This is a genomic window from Micromonospora sp. WMMD729, assembly GCF_049315225.1.
In the GTDB taxonomy this organism is placed as follows: Bacteria; Actinomycetota; Actinomycetes; order Mycobacteriales; family Micromonosporaceae; genus Micromonospora.
Map to the genome: position 1 here is coordinate 3,629,940 of NZ_CP186059.1, position 17,493 is coordinate 3,647,432.

The window sequence follows — 17,493 nt, forward strand, 5'->3', positions numbered from 1 at the left end:
CGCGCGGCGGCGACGGTCACGAGCATCTACAGGCATGACTACCGTTCTGCGTCGGGCGACACAGTGGAACCGCCCGCTCATGCTCCTCGTCGCCGCGATGGCGGTGCTCGCCGTCGTCGCCGCCGTCGGCATCGTCGCCGACCCCCGCGTCCTCACCGGGGCGCCGATCTGGCTCAAGCCGTTCAAGTTCGCGGTCTCCTTCGTGCTGTACGGCGCGACGCTCGCCTGGATGCTGTCGCTGCTGCCGCGCCGCAGCCGGGTCGCGGAGTGGGCGGCGGCGATCATCGTCGCGCTGTCGCTGGTGGAGATGGTGGTGATCGTCGCGCAGGTGATCCGGGGTACGACGAGCCACTTCAACGACACCACCCCGTTGAACGCCGCTCTCTTCGCGGTGATGGGCGCGGCGATCATGGTGCTGTTCGCCGCGCACCTCGTCCTCGGGGTCGTCCTGCTGATCCGGCGGATCCCGGACCGGGTCGCCGCGACCGCCGTCGGGTGGGGGCTCGGCCTGTCCCTGCTGGGTATGCTCGCGGCCGTGCCGATGGTGCGTGGGACGCCGGACCCGGCGATCGAGGGTGTCTCCGGGGCGCACAGCGTGGGTGTGGCCGACGGCGGGCCGGGGCTCCCCGTGGTCGGTTGGAGCACCACCGGCGGTGACCTGCGGATCGGGCACTTCGTGGGGTTGCACGCCCTGCAGGCCCTGCCGATCCTGGCGATCGTGCTGACCCGGTTCGCGTCCCGGCTCGACGGGCGGACCCGCGTCCGGCTCCTGGTCGTCGCGGGCACCGCGTACGGCGTACTCACGATGGTGTTGACCTGGCAGGCCCTGCGCGGGCAGCCGCTGCTGCGCCCGGACGCCCTCACCCTGGCCGTCGTCGCGGCTCTGGCGGTCGCGACCGCGACCGCCACCGGCCTGGTGCTCGCGCGCCGCCGCCCGGAACTGGCGCTCGCGGCATGACCGGGGCGCTGTTCTCGCTGACGTTCGCGCTGGCCGCGCCGTTCTGGGCGCTGATGATCCTGCTGCCGCGCTGGTCGTGGACGGCTCGCATCGTCGGTTCGCCGCTGATCGTGCTGCCGGTCGTGGTGATCTACGCGCTGCTGGTGGTGCCGGCGTTCGGCACGGTGCTGCCCGCCGTCGCGTCGCCGACCCTCGACGGGGTACGCGAACTGCTGGGCACGCCCGACGGCGCGGCGGCCGGCTGGGCGCACATGATCGCGTTCGATCTGTTCGTGGGTCGCTGGGCGTGGCTGGACAGCCGGAAACGGGGGGTACCGGCGCTGGTCATGGCACCGGTGCTGCTGCTGACCATCCTGCTCGGACCGCTCGGTCTGGCCGCCTACCTGGGCGTCCGCGCGCGGTGGCGGCCGGCGGTCGCTGCCGGCGACTCCGAGCACCTAGGCTGACGACCGTGCGGTGGTGGGGGCGGCTGTTCGACGCGCGGGACGCGCGCGTGCGGATGGTGCTGCTCGACCTCAGCGGGTTGGGCTATCTGCTCTTCGTGCCCCACTCCGCTCCCGCGCCGACGCCGACACAGTGGATCCTCGCGCTGGCCGCGTTCGCCGTGGCGCTCGTGGCGTACCGCCGGCCGGTGGTCAATCTGGCGGCGCAGGCGGCGTTGCTGGCGGTCGCGATCTGCCTGATCGACGACATCACCATCAACCAGGTGGGCGCGAGCTGGGCCCTGCTCGAGGTCACCATACGCGCCGGTCGCTCCCGCACGATCTGGCTGGCGGCCGGGCTGCTGGCCGTTGTCGACCTCACCGACAGCATCGGGGATTCGCTGCGCGAGGTCGGCTCCGGTGTCGTCGGGCTGGGCCTGGAGGTCGGCGTCCCGGTGCTGCTCGGTCTGGTCATCCGGGCCAACCGGGAGGTGGACCGGCAGGCCGTGGAGCGGGCGCTGGCCGAGCAGCGCCGCCGCGAGTCGGAGGGCCGCGCGGCGCGCGCCGACGAGCGCGCCGCCATCGCCCGGGAGTTGCACGACGTCGTCGCCCACCATGTGGCGTCGATGGTGCTGCGGGTCGGGGTGGCCCGGCACGTCCTGACCGACCTCGACCCCCGGGTGGGCGAGGTGTTCGACGACGTGCACGGCACGGGCAGCGCGGCCCTGTCCGAACTGCGCCGGCTGGTCGCGGTGCTGCGCGACCCCGACGGGGTACGCGGTGACGCCGCGCTGACCGCGATCGAGCCCGCGGCGCTCCCGTCGGCGCTCGGCGCGGCCGTCGACCGGGCCCGCCGGGCCGGCATCACCGTCGAGGCCGACGTGGACACCGCGATCGGCACGCTCGACGCCGTACGAGGTCTGGCCGTGCTGCGGCTGACCCAGGAGGCGCTGACAAACGTGGCACGGCACGCGGGGACGTCCGCGCGGGCGCGCCTGGTGGTGGCGGTCCGCGACGGGGCCGTGCACTGGGAGGTCACCGACGACGGGGGCGGTGTCGACGGCCACCACGCGTCGACAGCGGTGCCGGCCGGCGGCGGTCACGGCATCACCGGGATGGCCGAACGCGTCGAGGTCCTCGGCGGGCACCTGGAGGCGGGCCCGGCCGGCACGGGCTGGCGGGTACGGACCGTCCTGCCGAACACCCTGCCCGCGCCCCGGACGGCCCCGGCGAGCACCGGGGGGTCGGCGTGATCCGGGTTCTGCTCGTCGACGACCAGCACCTCATCCGCGCGGGCCTGCGCATGTTGTGCGACGCGCAGAGCGACATCGAGGTCGTCGGCGAGGCCGACAACGGCCGCGAGGCGGTCACCCTCGCGGCGCGGCTCGTCCCCGACGTCGTCGTCATGGACCTGCGCATGCCCGGCGTCGACGGGATCACCGCCACCGGTCGGATCCTCGCCGAACGTCCGGCCACCCGGGTGCTGGTGCTGACCACGTTCGGCGACGACGACCACCTCTATCCCGCCCTGAGCGCCGGCGCGTGCGGCTTCCTGCTCAAGGACGCGCCGCCGGCCGAGCTGCTGGACGGCATCCGACGGGCCGCCGCGGGCGACAGCCCGTTCAGCCCGGAGGTGTTGCACCGCCTCGTCCAGCGCGCGGTGCGGGCCCGCGTCACGCCGCCCCGGCAGCTCGACGGGCTGACCGCCCGCGAGCAGGACGTGCTGACCCTGGTCGCCGAGGGTTTGTCCAACACCGAGATCGCCGAGCGGCTGCACATCGGGGTCACCACCGTCAAGACCCACATCACCAGCCTGATGACCAAGACCGAGAGCCCCAACCGGGTACGCCTCGCGCTGTTCGCGCGCGGCGGCTGACCGGCGTCCGCTACCGGCCGCAGGCGTAGCCCTGCATGCCCCGCGGGTTCGCCCCGGCGGCGAGTACGCCGGTGGCCGGGTCCCGGGACACGGCGCAGAGCCGACCGAGGCTCCACGCGTCGGCGAGCCGCACCTCGTGCCCGTACGACCGCAGGGCCGTCACCACGGCGGCGTCGAGCCGGTCCTCCACCAGCAGCACGCCGGGCTCGGACTCGCGGGGGTAGAACGACGACGGCACGCCGAGGCTGTGCCAGGCGGGCGCGTCGATGGCCTGCTGGAGGTGCTGGCCGCCGACGAGGTGCCGCAGCAGGAAGGGGAGCTGCCACTGGTCCTGCTGATCGCCGCCGGGCGTGCCGCACGCCAGCACGGGTTCGCCGTCGCGCAGCACCAGGGTCGGGCTGAGCGTGGTGCGTGGGCGGCGGCCCGGGACGAGCGACGCGGGTAGTCCCTCCTGCAACCAGCACATCTGCAACCGGCTGCCGAGCGGGAACCCAAGTTCCGGAATGGTGGGCGAACTCTGCAACCAGCCACCGCTCGGCGTCGCGGAGATCATGTTGCCCCATCTGTCGACGACGTCGACATGGCAGGTGTCGCCCCGGGTCACCCCGTCGGAGCGCACCGTCGGCTCGCCCGTGGTCGGGTCCGGCACGTCGACCCGGTGGGTCACCCGGGACCGCACGTGGTCGGGGAGGCGCGGCTGGGCACCCCCGGGGCTCCCCGGGCGCAGCTCCCGCGACGCGCGGTCACCGATCAGGGCCGCCCGCTCCCGCGCGTACGCCGGGTCGAGCAGTGCCGTGGCCGGCACGTCGGCGCTGTCGCCGTACCACGCCTCCCGGTCGGCGAACGCGAGCGTCAGCGCCTCGGCCTGGGCGTGGATGCCGGCGGCGCTCGCCGTGTCGTACGCGCCGTCGTCGAGCGCGTCGAGAATCGCCAGGCTCTGGAGCAGCACCGGGCCCTGACCCCAGAACCCGGTCTTGGCGATCGTGTGGCCCCGCCAGTCGAGGGTGGCCGGCTCTTCCCAGGTCGCCGAGTACGCGGCCAGGTCGTCGCCGGTGACCAGTCCGGCGTGTGCGCGGCCGCTGGAGTCGCGGAACGGCCGCCGGCTGAACGCGTCGATCGCCTCGGCCACGAAGCCCGTACCCCAGGCGCGGCGGGCCGCCTCGATCTGCGCCTCCCGGTCACCGCCGGCCGCCTGCCCCGCCTCCACGAGTCGGCGCAGGGTGTGCGCGTACGCCGGATTGGTGAACCGCTCCCCCGCGACCGGCGGCCGGCCGCCGCGCAGCCAGAGCTGGGCGGACGTGGGCCAGTGCTGCTCGAACAGCGACCGCACGGCCGTCACCGTCGCACCGACCGCGCCCACCAGGGGGTGGCCGGCGGCGGCGTAGCCGATCGCCGGTTCCAGCACCTCGGCGAGGGAGAGCGTGCCGTGCTCGCGCAGCAGCAGGAGCCAGGCGTCCACCGCGCCGGGCACGGCCGCCGCGAGCGGACCGGCGCCCGGCACGAGGTCCAGGCCGAGGGACCGGAAGTGGGCGATCGTCGCACCGGCCGGCGCGGGTCCCTGCCCGCACAGCACGGTGGGGCGCGGGTCCCGGGCGGTGGCCACGATCGCCGGCACCTCGCCGCCCGGGCCGTTGAGGTGCGGTTCGACGACGTGCAGGACGAACCCGGCGGTCACCGCAGCATCGAAGGCGTTGCCGCCGCGTTCGAGAATCCCCATCGCGGACTGGCTGGCCAGCCAGTGCGTCGACGACACCATGCCGAAGGTGCCCTGCAGGGTCGGTCGGGTGGTGAACGACATGACAACACCTCACTGGGTAACTGGGAGGCGGCCCTCGGCGGCCGCCTCCCAGCGGGCAATGCTAGGTGCTAGGCCGCGTTGTACGCCTCGGCGGTCACGGTGGCCTTGCGGGGCAGGCCCGGCCGAGCCGGCCAGGAGATGCCCACCGCACGCGTCTCCCCGGGCAGCAGCCAGAGGTAGTTGTCGTCGTAGCGGGCCGGCAGGACCCGCCGGCCGTGCTCGTCGCGGACGGCGAGCCGGACCATGGCGGCGACCGTACGACCCTGGTTGCGGACCGTCGTGGTGACGGTGTTGCGGCCGTCCACGACGCGTACGCCGCTCGTCGACGTCGACAGGCGGGCGCCGGCCAGGGTGGTGAGCGCCCGCATCTGCTCGGGCTTGTCGTAGCGCCAGTAGGTGTTCTCCGCGAGCAGCCGGTCCCGGCCGTCGCGCAGCTCCAACCGGAGCAGGTGCAGCCCACCGCCGTCCGGCGCGGCGACGGGGAACACGGGCGTCGTGGACGAGCGCGCCACGTCGACCCGTTGACGTTGGGCGGTGCCCAGCGACCGGCCGTTGAGGTCGTACCGGCGGGCGGTGACCGTCACGCCGCTGAGCGCCGCCGTGGTGTGGTTGACCACCCGCGCCTGCCAGGTGCCCGGGTCGGCCTGGACGTGCACCGGTTCGCACCCCTTGCGGGCCCCGTAGTACGCGCCGTTGACGTCGAGGTCGTAGTCGTACGTCTGCCAGACCGTGCTGTGCCACGCCGGGTGCGACATCCAGAGCAACAGGCCGGTGGCGTCCTGCCACAGCTTGGCGTTCCACGCCTCGAACATGGCCCGGTGGCTCTCGTAGTTGACGAACTGCGCCCGGGCGGCGAACTCGTCGAGCGAGCCGGACGCGCCGAGCCGCGCGTCGATCGCCTCCTGGTACGTGCCGACGCGCTGGTTCCCGATGGTCGACCAGTCGTGGTAGTTCCACACCTCGCCGATCGGCCACTCCGGCGCGTCGCCGACCAGGTTTCGCATGCTCTCGGCCACCGACACCACGGGCATGCCGATCTCGGTGTGGAAGCCGAAGGAGTCGGCCTCGTAGATCGTCGCGTCGGTGTAGGTGGTCGGGTCGACCCAGCCGTACGGTCCGCGTCCACTCACGATGCCACTGGCCGAGTTGGGGATGTAGAGGATCTCCGGGTGTTCGGTGGCGACGGCCTGCTTGAGGCCGGCGTCGACGATCGGCGGCGGGTCGCCCTCGTTCGCGCCGCACCACACGACGATGCTCGGGTGGTGGCGGAACCGCCGGATCGTGTCGGCGGCGATGTCGACGTAGCCGGGTGGGTTGGGCAGGAAGCCGCCGGCCTGCCAGAAGTCGTTCCACACCAGGATGCCCTGCTCGTCGCAGGCCCGGTACAGCTCCTCGCGGTTGCTGCTGCCCAGCCAGTTGCGGATCATCGTGAAGTTCATGTCGCGGTGCATCTCGACCGTGTCGGCCAGCCGGTCGGGCAGCACCCGGCGCAGCAGCTCGTCCCAGCCCCAGTTGCCGCCCCGGGCGAACACCGGCACCCCGTTGACGCTGATCTTCAGCTCGGTGATCTTGTTGCTGACCGCCTTGACGTCGGTCCATTCCTTGCCGTCGTCGGAGACCTGGAGGACGAAGTCGCGGGCGTACGCCTGCTCCCAGACGATCGTCACCTGGTCGAAGGCGACGGGGGCACCGAGGTCGACGGCGATCCACTGGTGGTCCTCGAACGTCGAGGACCACCGGGTACGCGGGTTGCCGTCGACGGCCCGTTCCGGCCCGGTGGAGTCGCCGTCGGACGACGACGCGGTGGCCGTCCGGCCCAGGGCCAGGTCGACGTCGGGCTCGGCCTGGCGCTGCACCGAGAGCGTCCACATGGACACGCCCCACGACGTCGCCCGCGCGCCGGTCTGGATGCGCAGGTGCCGGGCGGTCCGGCTGGCGAACGTCTCGACCTGGGTGGCGCGGCTGCCCAGCGGGGTGTCGTTGCTGACCGACGTGACGTCCGTCCACTCCTGCCCGTCGGCGGAGACCTGGACGCGGTAGTCGAGGGCGTACGCCTGCTCCCAGACGATGGTGACCCGGTCGAAGTCGACGGCCGCGCCGAGGTCCACCTGGATCCACTGGTCGTCCTCGGCCCGCGAGGCCCAGCGGGTCGACGCGTCACCGTCCACCGCCCGGGCGGGCACGTTGGTGTCGTTCTCCGACGACGAGGCGGTCGCGTCGCGGCCCAGCGCGAGGTCCGGGCCCGAGCCGTCGGCCACCGACAGGGCGTACATCGAGATGCCCCAGCCGGTGGCACGCTGGCCCGCCTGGATACGGACGTGCCGGGCGTGCTGCCGGTCGAACGTGACGGTCTGCGTGGCGGCTCCGTCGACGAAGTCCAGCGGAGGCTGGCCGGGCGGGGAGATCACGATCGGCTGGTGCCAGTCGTAGCCGAACTGGCGGACGCCGAAGCGCAGCTCACGCCGGTCGCTGACCGTGCGCTTGACGGTGGCGGTGAGCGTCAGGTCGTACAGGTGCGGCTCGCCGTAGCCATTGGGCCACCAGAGGCGGGGCTTGTGCAGGCGCAGCGCCCCGAAACGCTCCGGCGCGAAGGTGACCGTCGTGGAGGCGTGGGCGGGGACGGTCACCGTGGACTCGACGCGTACCTTGTCGAACTCCGCGCGGACGGTGACGGTGGTCGCGGTGGCCGTGGCGTTGCGCACGGGCACCCGGATGGTGACCTCGGCCGTGCCGGTGTCGGGCAGTTTCGGCAGGGTGGTCTCGACGTGCGGGTCACCGACGACCACGGCGCCGGTGCTGCGCAGCCGGACGTGGTCCCACAGGCCGGTGACGCGGTCCCGGACGGCGGGCATCCAGTCCCAGCCGGACACCGCCAGGTAGGTCGGCGCGTCGAGGTAGTGGTGGGCCGACTGGAGGAAGGTGCGGCCGTCGGGCCCCTTGTCGCCGGGGGTGCCGACGTGCGGCATCGGGGTGACCCGTACGGCCAGGACGTGGTCGCGGTGGCCCGCGAGAGCCTCGGTGATGTCGAAGGCGGCCCGCGCGAACGGGTGCTTGACGCTGCCGACCGATACGCCGTTCACCCAGACGGTGGCCTCGTGGTTGATGCCGTCGAACTCCAGCCAGATCCGGCGGCCGGCGGAGGTGTCCAGGCCGCGCGGCAGCCGCAGCGCCCGCCGGTACCACCAGGTGTGCCGCGACAGCGCCTCGGGGATGCGCAGGTTGTTGAAACCGGCGACCGGATCGGGCAGGTGGCCCTGCTCGACCAGGGTGCCCAGCACGGTGCCGGGCACGGTGGCCGGCAGCCAGGAGCTGACGTCGACGCCCGCGCGGGACAGCTCGGCGCCGTCGGCGGTGCCCGCGAAGTCGTCCATCGTCAGCGACCAGCCGGATTCCAGCGCGACCGTGCCGTCCGGGGCCACGGTCAGCTCGGGGGCGCGACCCGTGTTGCCACCCTCCCAGCTCGTCCAGCCCTCGGCCTTCGGGCGGGGTGACAGCGCGACGCCGTAGACCTGGAAGCCGTTCAGGCCGACCGGGTTGCTGTTCGACCGCCCGGTGACCGTCATCCGGACCCAGCGCGCCGTGACCGGCTGCGGGAGCTTGATCGCCTGCACGCCGCCCTGGCCGTCGGTGGTCTCGTACACCGACCGCCAGTCGCGGCCGTCGGTGGAGACCTCGATGCGGTACGCCGTCGCGGCGCTGGAGAGGATCTCGTCGCCGTCGGTGTCGGTGTAGTTGCCGTCGAACGGTCCGTCGGCGAGGGTCGCCTCGAAGACCAGGGTGACGGCCTCGACGCGGCACTGCGCCTGGAGGTCCACCGAGATCCACTGGGGATCACCGTTCGCGGCACGCCATCCGCTGCCCCGGACGCCGACCTGGGGCAGGCCGTCCACGGCGAACGTGGCGGGCGTCGGCGCGTAGTCGGTCGAGGAGACCGCCACCGGGCGGTACCGGGCCAGGTCGGTGGTGGTCGACGGGTTGCCGGCCGACGGCGCGGCGCCGGCGACCGCGTCCGGCAGGACGGCGGTCACCCCGACCGACGCCAGCAGCGTCGCTCCGGCGGAGAGGAAGGTACGCCGCGATACGGGCGATGGCTCGGACATTGCGCCTCCAGGGTGGCAACGTTGTCAGGTGCTCGGGGGGTGGTGGTGACAACGTTGTCAGATGGTGGCCCGATGTTCCCCCGGAGTCAAGAGGCCGCGTCCTGTCCACTCGGGAGCGGGCGGCGGGTCGCCACCCGCTCCCCGGTGCGGCGTCACTCCGGGTACGACGGCCCCGGCTCGGTGCGCAGCATCCGCTTGAGCATGCGGTTCGCCGCCCGCATGTCGTCGGTGATCAGGCGGGTCTTCACCGTGCCCTTACCGGTGAGCTTGCCGCCCACCTCGAACACCGCGCTCTCGCCCGGCAGCGGCACCGCCTGGCAACCCGTGTACGTCTCGGCGGGCAGCCGGCCGTCCAGCAGGTAGGCGTAAACCGGGTCGTCCACGCACGGGGTGTAGTACGGGAAGACACCGTGGCTGCCCTCGTTGTCGACGCTGATCATCGACGCGCCCGGCAGCTTCTTCGACGCCGCCAGCGCACCCTCGTACGCGGTCGCCACGTCGAGTTCGTCCTGGAGCATCAGCACCTTCGGGAACGTCTTCTTGTCGAACTTCGGCATCCGGTTGCTGGTCGGCCAGTACGCGCAGGCCGGCGGGTTCTGCAGGTAGGGGGCGACCAGCGGCGCGTCCCGGGTGAGGCGTCGGCTGAACGCGTTCCAGTACGCGACGCTGTCGTTCCACTGCCCGTCCTGGCAGCGGATCACCTCGAAGACGTAGTCGATGTCGTACGTGTACTCGTCCGTGCCCTGGGCCAGCAGGGACCGGTCGCGCTGGGTCTTCAGCGCCGCCTGGGCGGCGACCCGGGACTGCTCGATGTACGCCCGGTCGTCGGCCGTGATGCCCGGCGCGGCGAGCAGCTTCGCGGTCGCGGCGCTGAGGATCTGCTCGGGCGTCCAGCCGTTCCACTCCTCGTAGTACTGGATGACCGTGTTCACCGCCGCCGCGGCGGTCGGGTAGTTCTGCGTGTCGTAGAGCGCGCCGAGGATGAACCAGCCGAACATGAACGGTCCCATGCCGACCCGGGTGCCGCCCGCGCGCTCGAACATCTCCCGGATCTTCATCGGGTCGCTGCCCCGGCCGTACAGGTCGTCGTGCCGGGCCATGTACGGCAGCAACTGCTCCTGGAACGCCCGGTCCCGGGTGAACGGTTGCAGATCCCAGGTCTCCTGGAGCGTGGGCGAGCCGACCGCCGCCACCGAGTCGAGCACCATCCGGCCGGTCCGGCTGCCGAACGTCGCCGCGTACCAGGTGCCCAGCCAGGTGCCGTACGAGTAGCCGAGGTAGTTGAGCTTGCGCTCCCCCAGCAGCACCCGGATGAAGTCCATGTCGTACGTGGTCTGCTCGGTGGTGATGTACTTCGTCAACTCGGTGCCGCGGCAGCCGCGCACGTTGGCCTGGGTGATCAGGTCGTTGGTGTTGTCGGTGTCGCGGTAGGTCACCGTGCAGAGCAGCGGCGTGCTCTGCCCGACACCGCGCGGGTCGAAGCCGATCACGTCGTACCGCTCGGCGAGGGCGGGTGCGGACCGCGCCACGTACGGCGCCAGCGACAGGCCACTGCCGCCGGGGCCACCCGGGTTGACCAGGAGGATGCCCGCCCGGTCGGGGCCGGACGCGGCGGTACGACTGATCCGGACCTGGATCGTCCTGCCGTCGCGGGGGTTGTGCCAGTCGCGGGGCACGGTGACGGTCGCGCAGGACAGACCGAGCTGCGCCTCGTCCTCGGGGCTGACCTCGGCCAGCCCGCACGGCTCCCAGGTGAGCCGCTGGGTGGCGAGCGGCGCGGCCAGGGCGGCGGTGTCCGGCTCGGCGGCCGTGGCCGCGCTGGCCGAGGTGCCGGCCGCGCCGCTGGTCAGGGCCGCCGCGACCAGGGTCACGGCGAGCAGGGCGGCCGGCCGGCGCACGCGGCGTGGGTGGCGCGACCCGGTCGTGGGATGGGGCATCGTCCCGTCCTCTCGTACAGCGATTGATCGAACGGCATTCACCCTGGCCCAGGAGTGTTTCGCCGCCGCCGTCCCGGCGTGACGAAGACCCGCCATGGCAGGTTCCGGCCAGTTACAACCAGCCGCGCCGGGTGGCCTGCACCCCGAGCTGGAACCGGCTGCGCGCGCCCAGCAACTCCTGGAGGCGGCTGACCCGCCGGTGCACCGTACGGTTGCTGACGCCCAGGTCACGGGCGATCGCCTCATCGGTCAGGCCCGCGGTGAGCAGCGCGAGCAGCCGCTGGGTGGCCACCGTCGGCTCGGCGTCCGGCTCGGCGGTGGCGGCGGTGGCGTGGATCGGCGCACCGAGCCGCCAGAACACCTCGAACAGCTCGGACAGCCCCTCCAACAACCGGGAGCGGTGCACCAGCACGGCGTCGGCGTCGTCCCCGCCGGCTCGGGGCAGGACGACCAGGCCACGGTCGGCGTCGACGAGCATCATCTTCAGCGGCAACTCCGGGAAGACCCGCGCCTGCTCACCGGCGGCGACCGTGGCGCGTACGGCGGCCAGCATCGCCTCGTCGTGCAACAGCTCGCCCTCGTAGACGCAGCGGTACCGCCGGCCGCGGCGCAGCGCGTCGTACTGCACCTCCTCCGGCACCCGGGTGGTGTCGCGCAGGTACGGTCCGCGTTCCAGACCGCGTACCTCGGTGCGGGCGCCGGCCTGCAACTGGCGGAACAACTCGCGGACGGCGTCCTTGCCCTCGATGACCTCGACGAACGCCGCGCCGGCGCCGTGCACGGCGGTGTAGAGCCCGGACAGCGTCTCGGCGGCGGCACGCGCCTGGGCGGCCTCCAGCTCCCGCTGCGCGGCCCAGTTCTCCAGGGCGGTACGCGGCGGCCGGACGTGCAGCACGCCGGCGGCGTCGCGGTGCACGGCTCCGCTGTTCAGCAGGCCGGCGAGCGCGCGCGTGGCCGGTGCCGACGCGGTGGTCAGGAACTCCCGTTGCGCCACCGGCGCCACCCGCAGGAGATCCTGGTAGACGTCCACGGCGTCCGCCGTGAGCGGGAGCGATTCCACGTCGAGGGCGGGCGTCACGGCGTGGGGACCGATCCGCATGCGGGCGATCGTAGAGCGCGTGGGTGTCGACGGTTCACGCAGGTCGGAGCGCATTTATTGCGATCAGTCCGGGGTCGCTCCCTTGCCCTGGCCGGGCTCGCGACGGTGGTACTCGGGTTGCAGCCGCGCGCTCGTGAACGCCGACTTCACCGCCGCCTTGAGCGCGGCGATGTCGTACGCCCCGTGGTGGCGCTGGCCGTTGATGAAGAAGGTCGGCGTGCCGGTGACGCCGCTGAGGTCGGCCGACTCGACGTCCTCGGCGATCCGGTCGACGCCCATCCGCTTGGCCATGTGCTCCCGGAACGGGTCCAGCTCCAGGCCGAGCTGCTCGGCGTAGCGCAGCACGTCGGCGGGGTCCAGAGCGTCCTGGTGGGCGAGCAGCAGGTCGTGCATCTCCCAGAACGCGCCCTGTTCGCCCGCCGCCTCGGCGGCCTCGGCGGCGAGCTGCGCGTGCGGGTGGACGTCGGTGAGCGGCAAATGCCGCCAGACGTACCGGATGTTGGCGAAGTCGGCCAGCAGTTCCCGGACCACCGGCTCGGCCTGCCCACAGTAGGGGCACTCGAAGTCGCCGTACTCCACCACCGTGACCGGCGCGTCGAGCGACCCGCGCAGGTGGTCGCGCTCCTCATCGACCGGGAGTTTCAGGTCGACGATCCCCATGGCCATGCCGAGCAGCGCCCGCGCGCGTCGCGTCGGCGAGAGCCGGGCGACGATGCGGAACAGCAGCCAGGTGAGCACGGACGCGCCCACCGTCGAGACGAGGATGCCGAGCTTCGCCTCGTCCAGCGCACGGCCGTGCAGGGCGTGGCTGGCGATCAGGAGCGCGACGGTGAACCCGATACCGGAGACCGTGCCGACCCCCACGACGGCGACCCAGCCGACCGGCGGCCGGAACCGCTCGCCGCTGAGCCGGGTCACCAACCACGAGGTGAGCACGATGCCGAGCGGCTTGCCGACGACGTACGCCGCCACCACGCCGAGGGTGACCGGGGAGGTCACGGCCCGGCCCAGCAGCTCGCCGTCGATGACGATCCCGGCGTTCGCCAGCGCGAACAGCGGCACGATCACGTAGCTCGCCCACGGGTGGTAGAGGCTCTGGAGTCGATCGTTCGGGGACAGCGCGGCGGTCAGCCCGGCCTGGGCCATCCGGGCAAGCCTGGGCGTCGGTTGCTCCCGGAAGAGGCGGAACTGGTCGCTCGCCCACTGGAGGTCCTTGCGGCCCGGGTCGTACGCGTAGGTCAGCAGCCCCATCACCAGGCCCACCACGACCGGGTCGACGCCGGACTCGGACACCGCGATCCAGGCCGCCACGCCGAGCAGCGCGTAGAACCAGCCGTGTCGCAGGCCCCACGTCCGGACGAGCACCACGACGGCGAAGATCAGGGCCGCGACGAGCAGCGCGGTCGGCGAGAAGTGCGCCGGGTAGGCGATCGCCAGCACGGCGATCGCCACCAGGTCGTCGACGACCGCGACCGTCAGCAGGAAGGCCCGCAGCCGGTCCGAGAAGCGCGGCCCGAAGACGGCCAGTGCCCCGAGCGCGAGGGCGGTGTCGGTGGCCATCACCGCGCCCCAGCCCACCGCCGTGGACCGCCCGGCGTTGAACGCCAGGTAGATCCCGATCGGCACCAGCATGCCGCCGAACCCGGCCAGCATCGGCAACGCCAGCCGCCGCCGCTCGCGCAGCTCGCCGATGTCGAACTCGCGGCGCAGCTCCAACCCGGCGACCAGGAAGAAGAAAGTCATGAGGCCGCTGTTGACCCAGGTCCGCAGGTCGTGCGAGACGGGCCAGTCGCCGAGCCGGACCGACAGGGTAGTACGCCACACCGCCTCGTACGACGACGGGTGCAGGTTCGCCCAGACCAGGGCCACCACGGCGGCGACCAGCACCACCCGCGCGCCGCCCGTCTCGGTCCGCAGGAACGCGCGCAGCGGGGCGTTGATCCGCCCCTGCCAGGCCGTTCGGCTGGACCACCCGCGGTGTGGGTTGTTGCTCGTCACGGAGGCAATCTTCCTCGACCTGACCGCCGCGTGGCGCAGATTGGCACGAGGCGAACGTCTCAGGCATGCACGGAACGCGACTGGTTGGTAGCGTACCGGTGATCTCGCTGGCGGGTGGCCGGCGGTGGTCCCCTGGGGAGGGTCAGCATGTGGGCGGACGACGCCGCGCTCGACGCGGCGGGGCACCGGCTCGACGAGTGGGAGTCGTCGCTCGCCGAACGGGCGGAACGGGCGAAGACGCTGTCGGCGCGGGTGCGGGAGCTGACCGGCTCCGCCGAGAGCCCCGATCGGACGGTCCAGGTCACCGTCGACTCGGCCGGCCTGCTGGTCGACCTGTGGCTCGACGAGCGCACCCGGCAGCAGCCCGCGGCACGTACCGCCCAGCAGATCATCGACACCACGAGAGCCGCCCGCGCCGACCTGCTGCGACAGGTCGCCGACTCTCTTGGCGACGACGCCAGCGCCCGGGCCATCATCGACTCCTACACCAGCCGGCTGAGCGGCGATCAGGGGCCGAGCGATGCCCGCCGGTGACGGCATCCAGGTCGACCCGGACGACCTGACCACCCACGCCGCACGCCTCGATCGCTGCGCCGGCAGCCTCGACACGGCCCAGCAGGCAGGTCAGCACGTCCGGTTGGGCACCGAGGCGTACGGGCAGCTCTGCGCACTGATGCCGACGCTGCTCGACGGCCTCCAGCGGACCCTGGTCGACGGCATCGGCGCCGCTGCGGGCTCGGTGCGGGACACCGCCGCAAAGCTGCGGAGCAGCGCCGACCGCTACCGATCCTCCGACGCCCATGCCAAGCACCTGCTGGACGGGGTGCGGCAGCACCCGCTCGACGGGGTGCGGCAGCGTTCGTGACGTCCAACCCGCTCGTCGCCGTCGCGGCGGACACCCCGCCCAGCGCCTGGGCGGGCGTGTGGATCTGCGAGGACATCGAACTCATCGCGCAGGGCATCCGCAGCGGCAGCTGGATCGACGGCAGCCTCGGTGTCGTGAGTGCCGGCCTCGACGCCCTCGCGTTCGTCTCCGACCCGGTCGGCGCACTCCTGCAATACGGGATCGCCTGGCTCATCGAGCACGTCAAGCCACTCAGCGAGGCGCTCGACTGGCTCGCCGGCGACCCGGCGCAGATCACCGCACACGCCCAGACCTGGCGCAACGTCGCCGTCTCGCTCCGCGAGGACGCGGCCGAACTGGCGCGCGCTGTCTGCGACGACGTCGCCGGTTGGGGCGGCAGCGCCGGCCCCGCCTACCGCGCCTGGGCCGCCGAACAACACCAGGCCATCACCGGCCTCGCCCAGGGCGCCGACACCATGGCCGCCATCACCGAAGGCGCCGCCGGCCTGGTGGCCGCCGTCCGACTCCTGGTCCGCGACGCCATCGCCACCTGCGTCTCCCGCCTCATCACGTACGCGGGCGAACTCGTTATCACCGGCGGACTGGCGACGCCGCTGGTCGTGGAGCAGGTGACGACGCTGGTGGCGTCGTGGGGGGCGCGGATCGCACGGTTGCTTCGTGCACTGCTGGCCAGCCTGCGACGGCTGATCCCGGAGGTACGCCGACTCGGCGACCTCATCGACAAGCTCAAGCAGGCGTTGGGGCGGCTGCTTGATTCGCCAACGGCCCGGCCAGGACCCGCCGGAGAGAGCGCGCAGGGCTTCCACGGCGGCCACACCACTCGGCCTCGTGATCTGGCGGACTATGGACGGCAGGACCGTTGGGCGGAAGAGGCCTACGACGCCATCCGTAGGCAGGACGATGCTGACCTGATAGCTCGCCAGGTCGCCGATGCTCCCCGCCTTGACGGTTCCCGCGGGTTCGCACGGGAGGAGATAGAAGAGATCCGCCGGCACATCTTCTTTGATGAGCACCCGATGGATGACTACGCGGGCGGGATCATCCATCAACGATATGATCCGAGCCCGCCCATGGCGGAGGCCTGGTTGCGGTTGCGACGAGGCAGCCCGCTACCCGAGGATTACGCTCTACTGGAGCACGAACTGGCGGAGCTGCAGTACTACCGGGCACATCCGCAGGCGACATACCGCGAAGCGCATCTTGCCGCCAACCAGGCGTCCAACTGGGAGTCGTCCATACCCAGGCCGACCTACGAGGACTACGCGGACATGGGAGGCTAGGGCATGGGAATGATGGTGACCGCCCGACGCGTCGAGGCGACTGCCGGTGAGGTCCGATACGAGTTCGGTCTGGATGACAAGTTCGACCGGATTCTGACGATCGATCCAAGCACCCTCGACGCCCACGTCGAGGATGGCGATTTCGACTCGGCCGCTGGTTCGATCACCGCAAAGATCGTCAAGACCTGGCGGTCCAGCGGCGAATTCCCGACGAGGATGTTGTTTGCAAGCTGACTCTGTCTCTTCGTCGATCGGTACGACGCGGACCTCGGCCGCCGGCGCGGGAGCTCTTCGAGCCCAAACGGCTTGGGCGAGAACCAAGGCGTGAAGTCCGATGCACGAAGCTCAACGGTATTGGCGCTGTTGGGCTGCGAGGATTTCCGACCTCACCTCCGTTGGCAGCTCGACCACCTCGACTTCCAGCCCGAACCCACGCAACGCCGCAGCGGCCCAGGAGCGCGCCGTCGTGAAGTGGTGAGCCGCCTGCGGGTCGGAGAGGCAGAGCACCAGGCGTGGCGGGGTGGGCAGCGACGACGCCACGAACAGCAGGCGGAACGCATCCGCAAGCACCTTGTGCTTCTGCGCGGACTTCGGCGGCCCCTGGTGCGCCCATGCTTCGACGAGGACGGTCAGGTTTTCGTCCGCCCCGTCGACCTCGACGCGGGACCCATCCTCCAGCACGAATCGCCGAGGACTGAGTGTGCAGCCCAGCCGGACGCCGAGCAGCCCGAGCATCACGCTCTCGGCGTGCCGTTGCACCGCGCTGTCGCCAGCAGCCGGTCCCGGCCGGGTCTCCTGCCCCACGATCGGCGACGACGCGCTGCCTTGCCGCGAGAGTTCGTTCACGATCTTGCCGGCAGGGCCGATGTATCTGCTGAGTCGACGGCTCTGCTCCAAGCGCCGGCACACCTGGTTGACCGTCTGCCGCGGTTGCACATCGAGCCGTCGGGCAAGTTCGTCGTCATCGAGCGGCGTCCCAGCACGCAGCAACTCCTGCACGATCCGCTCAGCGATCGTAAGGCTCCTCATCGACATCTGGCTCCTTTCACCTGGCTCGCTCGAAGGGCTGGCCCCGCCCGTTCCGGATTCGACCACACTCGTGCGCTACCCGTTCGGCCCGTACTACGGCGGCCACGTCGGCGGATAGCCTTACTTTCACC

General features: G+C 72.2%; 14 protein-coding genes. 8 read left to right on the forward strand and 6 right to left on the reverse strand.

What is annotated here, in order from left to right:
• Positions 1 to 34 precede the first annotated feature (34 nt).
• The 4 genes from ACN263_RS16725 to ACN263_RS16740 are packed head-to-tail and all read left to right on the forward strand — an operon-like array spanning position 35 to position 3,256.
• Positions 35 to 958, forward strand: a complete 924-nt coding sequence (locus tag ACN263_RS16725) for a hypothetical protein (protein ID WP_422735238.1) — start codon at positions 35 to 37, stop codon at positions 956 to 958.
• Positions 955 to 1,404, forward strand: coding sequence for an ABA4-like family protein (locus ACN263_RS16730; RefSeq protein WP_422735239.1), 450 nt, complete (start codon positions 955 to 957; stop codon positions 1,402 to 1,404). Before ACN263_RS16725 ends, ACN263_RS16730 begins: the two co-directional genes overlap by 4 nt.
• A gap of 5 nt (positions 1,405 to 1,409) precedes the next feature.
• Positions 1,410 to 2,633: a sensor histidine kinase gene (locus tag ACN263_RS16735; RefSeq protein WP_422735240.1), complete on the forward strand. Its 1,224-nt coding sequence runs from the start codon at positions 1,410 to 1,412 to the stop codon at positions 2,631 to 2,633.
• A complete protein-coding gene (locus tag ACN263_RS16740; RefSeq protein WP_422735241.1) occupies positions 2,630 to 3,256 on the forward strand; it encodes a response regulator in 627 nt (208 codons plus the stop codon). The genes ACN263_RS16735 and ACN263_RS16740 overlap by 4 nt, the downstream gene beginning before the upstream one ends.
• Positions 3,257 to 3,266: 10 nt before the next feature.
• Here ACN263_RS16740 and ACN263_RS16745 read toward each other — a convergent pair whose 3' ends face one another.
• The 5 genes from ACN263_RS16745 to nhaA all read right to left on the reverse strand — a co-directional run bounded on the left by ACN263_RS16745 (position 3,267) and on the right by nhaA (position 14,188).
• A complete protein-coding gene (locus ACN263_RS16745; protein WP_422735242.1) occupies positions 3,267 to 5,054 on the reverse strand; it encodes a gamma-glutamyltransferase family protein in 1,788 nt (595 codons plus the stop codon).
• Between the two features lie 68 nt (positions 5,055 to 5,122).
• The gene (locus ACN263_RS16750; RefSeq protein WP_422735243.1) at positions 5,123 to 9,154 is read right to left on the reverse strand and encodes a discoidin domain-containing protein; all 4,032 of its coding nucleotides are present in this window, start codon (positions 9,152 to 9,154) and stop codon (positions 5,123 to 5,125) included.
• Positions 9,155 to 9,306: 152 nt separating this feature from the next.
• Positions 9,307 to 11,091 (reverse strand): alpha/beta hydrolase, encoded by a 1,785-nt coding sequence (locus ACN263_RS16755; protein ID WP_422735244.1) that lies wholly within the window; start codon positions 11,089 to 11,091, stop codon positions 9,307 to 9,309.
• Between the two features lie 112 nt (positions 11,092 to 11,203).
• A complete protein-coding gene (locus ACN263_RS16760; protein ID WP_422735245.1) occupies positions 11,204 to 12,190 on the reverse strand; it encodes a LuxR C-terminal-related transcriptional regulator in 987 nt (328 codons plus the stop codon).
• A gap of 63 nt (positions 12,191 to 12,253) precedes the next feature.
• Positions 12,254 to 14,188 carry a Na+/H+ antiporter NhaA gene (gene nhaA / locus ACN263_RS16765; RefSeq protein WP_422735246.1) on the reverse strand — a complete coding sequence of 645 codons (1,935 nt, stop codon included), beginning with the start codon at positions 14,186 to 14,188 and terminating at the stop codon, positions 12,254 to 12,256.
• A gap of 147 nt (positions 14,189 to 14,335) precedes the next feature.
• Here nhaA and ACN263_RS16770 point away from each other — a divergent pair, with 147 nt between their 5' ends.
• From ACN263_RS16770 to ACN263_RS16785, 4 genes are read left to right on the forward strand one after another with little or no spacing between them, the layout of a single operon-like run.
• A complete protein-coding gene (locus ACN263_RS16770) occupies positions 14,336 to 14,722 on the forward strand; it encodes a YbaB/EbfC family DNA-binding protein (RefSeq protein ID WP_422735247.1) in 387 nt (128 codons plus the stop codon).
• Positions 14,709 to 15,053 carry a type VII secretion target gene (locus tag ACN263_RS16775; RefSeq protein WP_422735249.1) on the forward strand — a complete coding sequence of 115 codons (345 nt, stop codon included), beginning with the start codon at positions 14,709 to 14,711 and terminating at the stop codon, positions 15,051 to 15,053. The genes ACN263_RS16770 and ACN263_RS16775 overlap by 14 nt, the downstream gene beginning before the upstream one ends.
• Positions 15,050 to 16,333: a WXG100 family type VII secretion target gene (locus ACN263_RS16780; RefSeq protein WP_422735250.1), complete on the forward strand. Its 1,284-nt coding sequence runs from the start codon at positions 15,050 to 15,052 to the stop codon at positions 16,331 to 16,333. The genes ACN263_RS16775 and ACN263_RS16780 overlap by 4 nt, the downstream gene beginning before the upstream one ends.
• A gap of 3 nt (positions 16,334 to 16,336) precedes the next feature.
• Positions 16,337 to 16,567, forward strand: coding sequence for a hypothetical protein (locus tag ACN263_RS16785; protein ID WP_422735251.1), 231 nt, complete (start codon positions 16,337 to 16,339; stop codon positions 16,565 to 16,567).
• Positions 16,568 to 16,678: 111 nt separating this feature from the next.
• On the opposite strand, the gene ACN263_RS16790 is transcribed toward ACN263_RS16785, so the two are convergent.
• Positions 16,679 to 17,368 (reverse strand): hypothetical protein, encoded by a 690-nt coding sequence (locus ACN263_RS16790; protein ID WP_422735252.1) that lies wholly within the window; start codon positions 17,366 to 17,368, stop codon positions 16,679 to 16,681.
• Positions 17,369 to 17,493 lie beyond the last annotated feature (125 nt).

What these genes read in the sequence shown, in the direction of transcription:
- ACN263_RS16725 (WP_422735238.1), top strand. Translation starts at nt 35, where the DNA reads ATGACTACCGTTCTGCGTCGGGCGACACAGTGGAACCGCCCGCTCATG.
- ACN263_RS16760 (WP_422735245.1), bottom strand. Translation starts at nt 12,190, where the DNA reads ATGCGGATCGGTCCCCACGCCGTGACGCCCGCCCTCGACGTGGAATCG.
- ACN263_RS16745 (WP_422735242.1), bottom strand. Translation starts at nt 5,054, where the DNA reads ATGTCGTTCACCACCCGACCGACCCTGCAGGGCACCTTCGGCATGGTG.
- ACN263_RS16750 (WP_422735243.1), bottom strand. Translation starts at nt 9,154, where the DNA reads ATGTCCGAGCCATCGCCCGTATCGCGGCGTACCTTCCTCTCCGCCGGA.
- ACN263_RS16755 (WP_422735244.1), bottom strand. Translation starts at nt 11,091, where the DNA reads ATGCCCCATCCCACGACCGGGTCGCGCCACCCACGCCGCGTGCGCCGG.
- ACN263_RS16730 (WP_422735239.1), top strand. Translation starts at nt 955, where the DNA reads ATGACCGGGGCGCTGTTCTCGCTGACGTTCGCGCTGGCCGCGCCGTTC.
- ACN263_RS16770 (WP_422735247.1), top strand. Translation starts at nt 14,336, where the DNA reads ATGTGGGCGGACGACGCCGCGCTCGACGCGGCGGGGCACCGGCTCGAC.
- ACN263_RS16775 (WP_422735249.1), top strand. Translation starts at nt 14,709, where the DNA reads ATGCCCGCCGGTGACGGCATCCAGGTCGACCCGGACGACCTGACCACC.
- ACN263_RS16785 (WP_422735251.1), top strand. Translation starts at nt 16,337, where the DNA reads ATGGGAATGATGGTGACCGCCCGACGCGTCGAGGCGACTGCCGGTGAG.
- ACN263_RS16790 (WP_422735252.1), bottom strand. Translation starts at nt 17,368, where the DNA reads ATGTCGATGAGGAGCCTTACGATCGCTGAGCGGATCGTGCAGGAGTTG.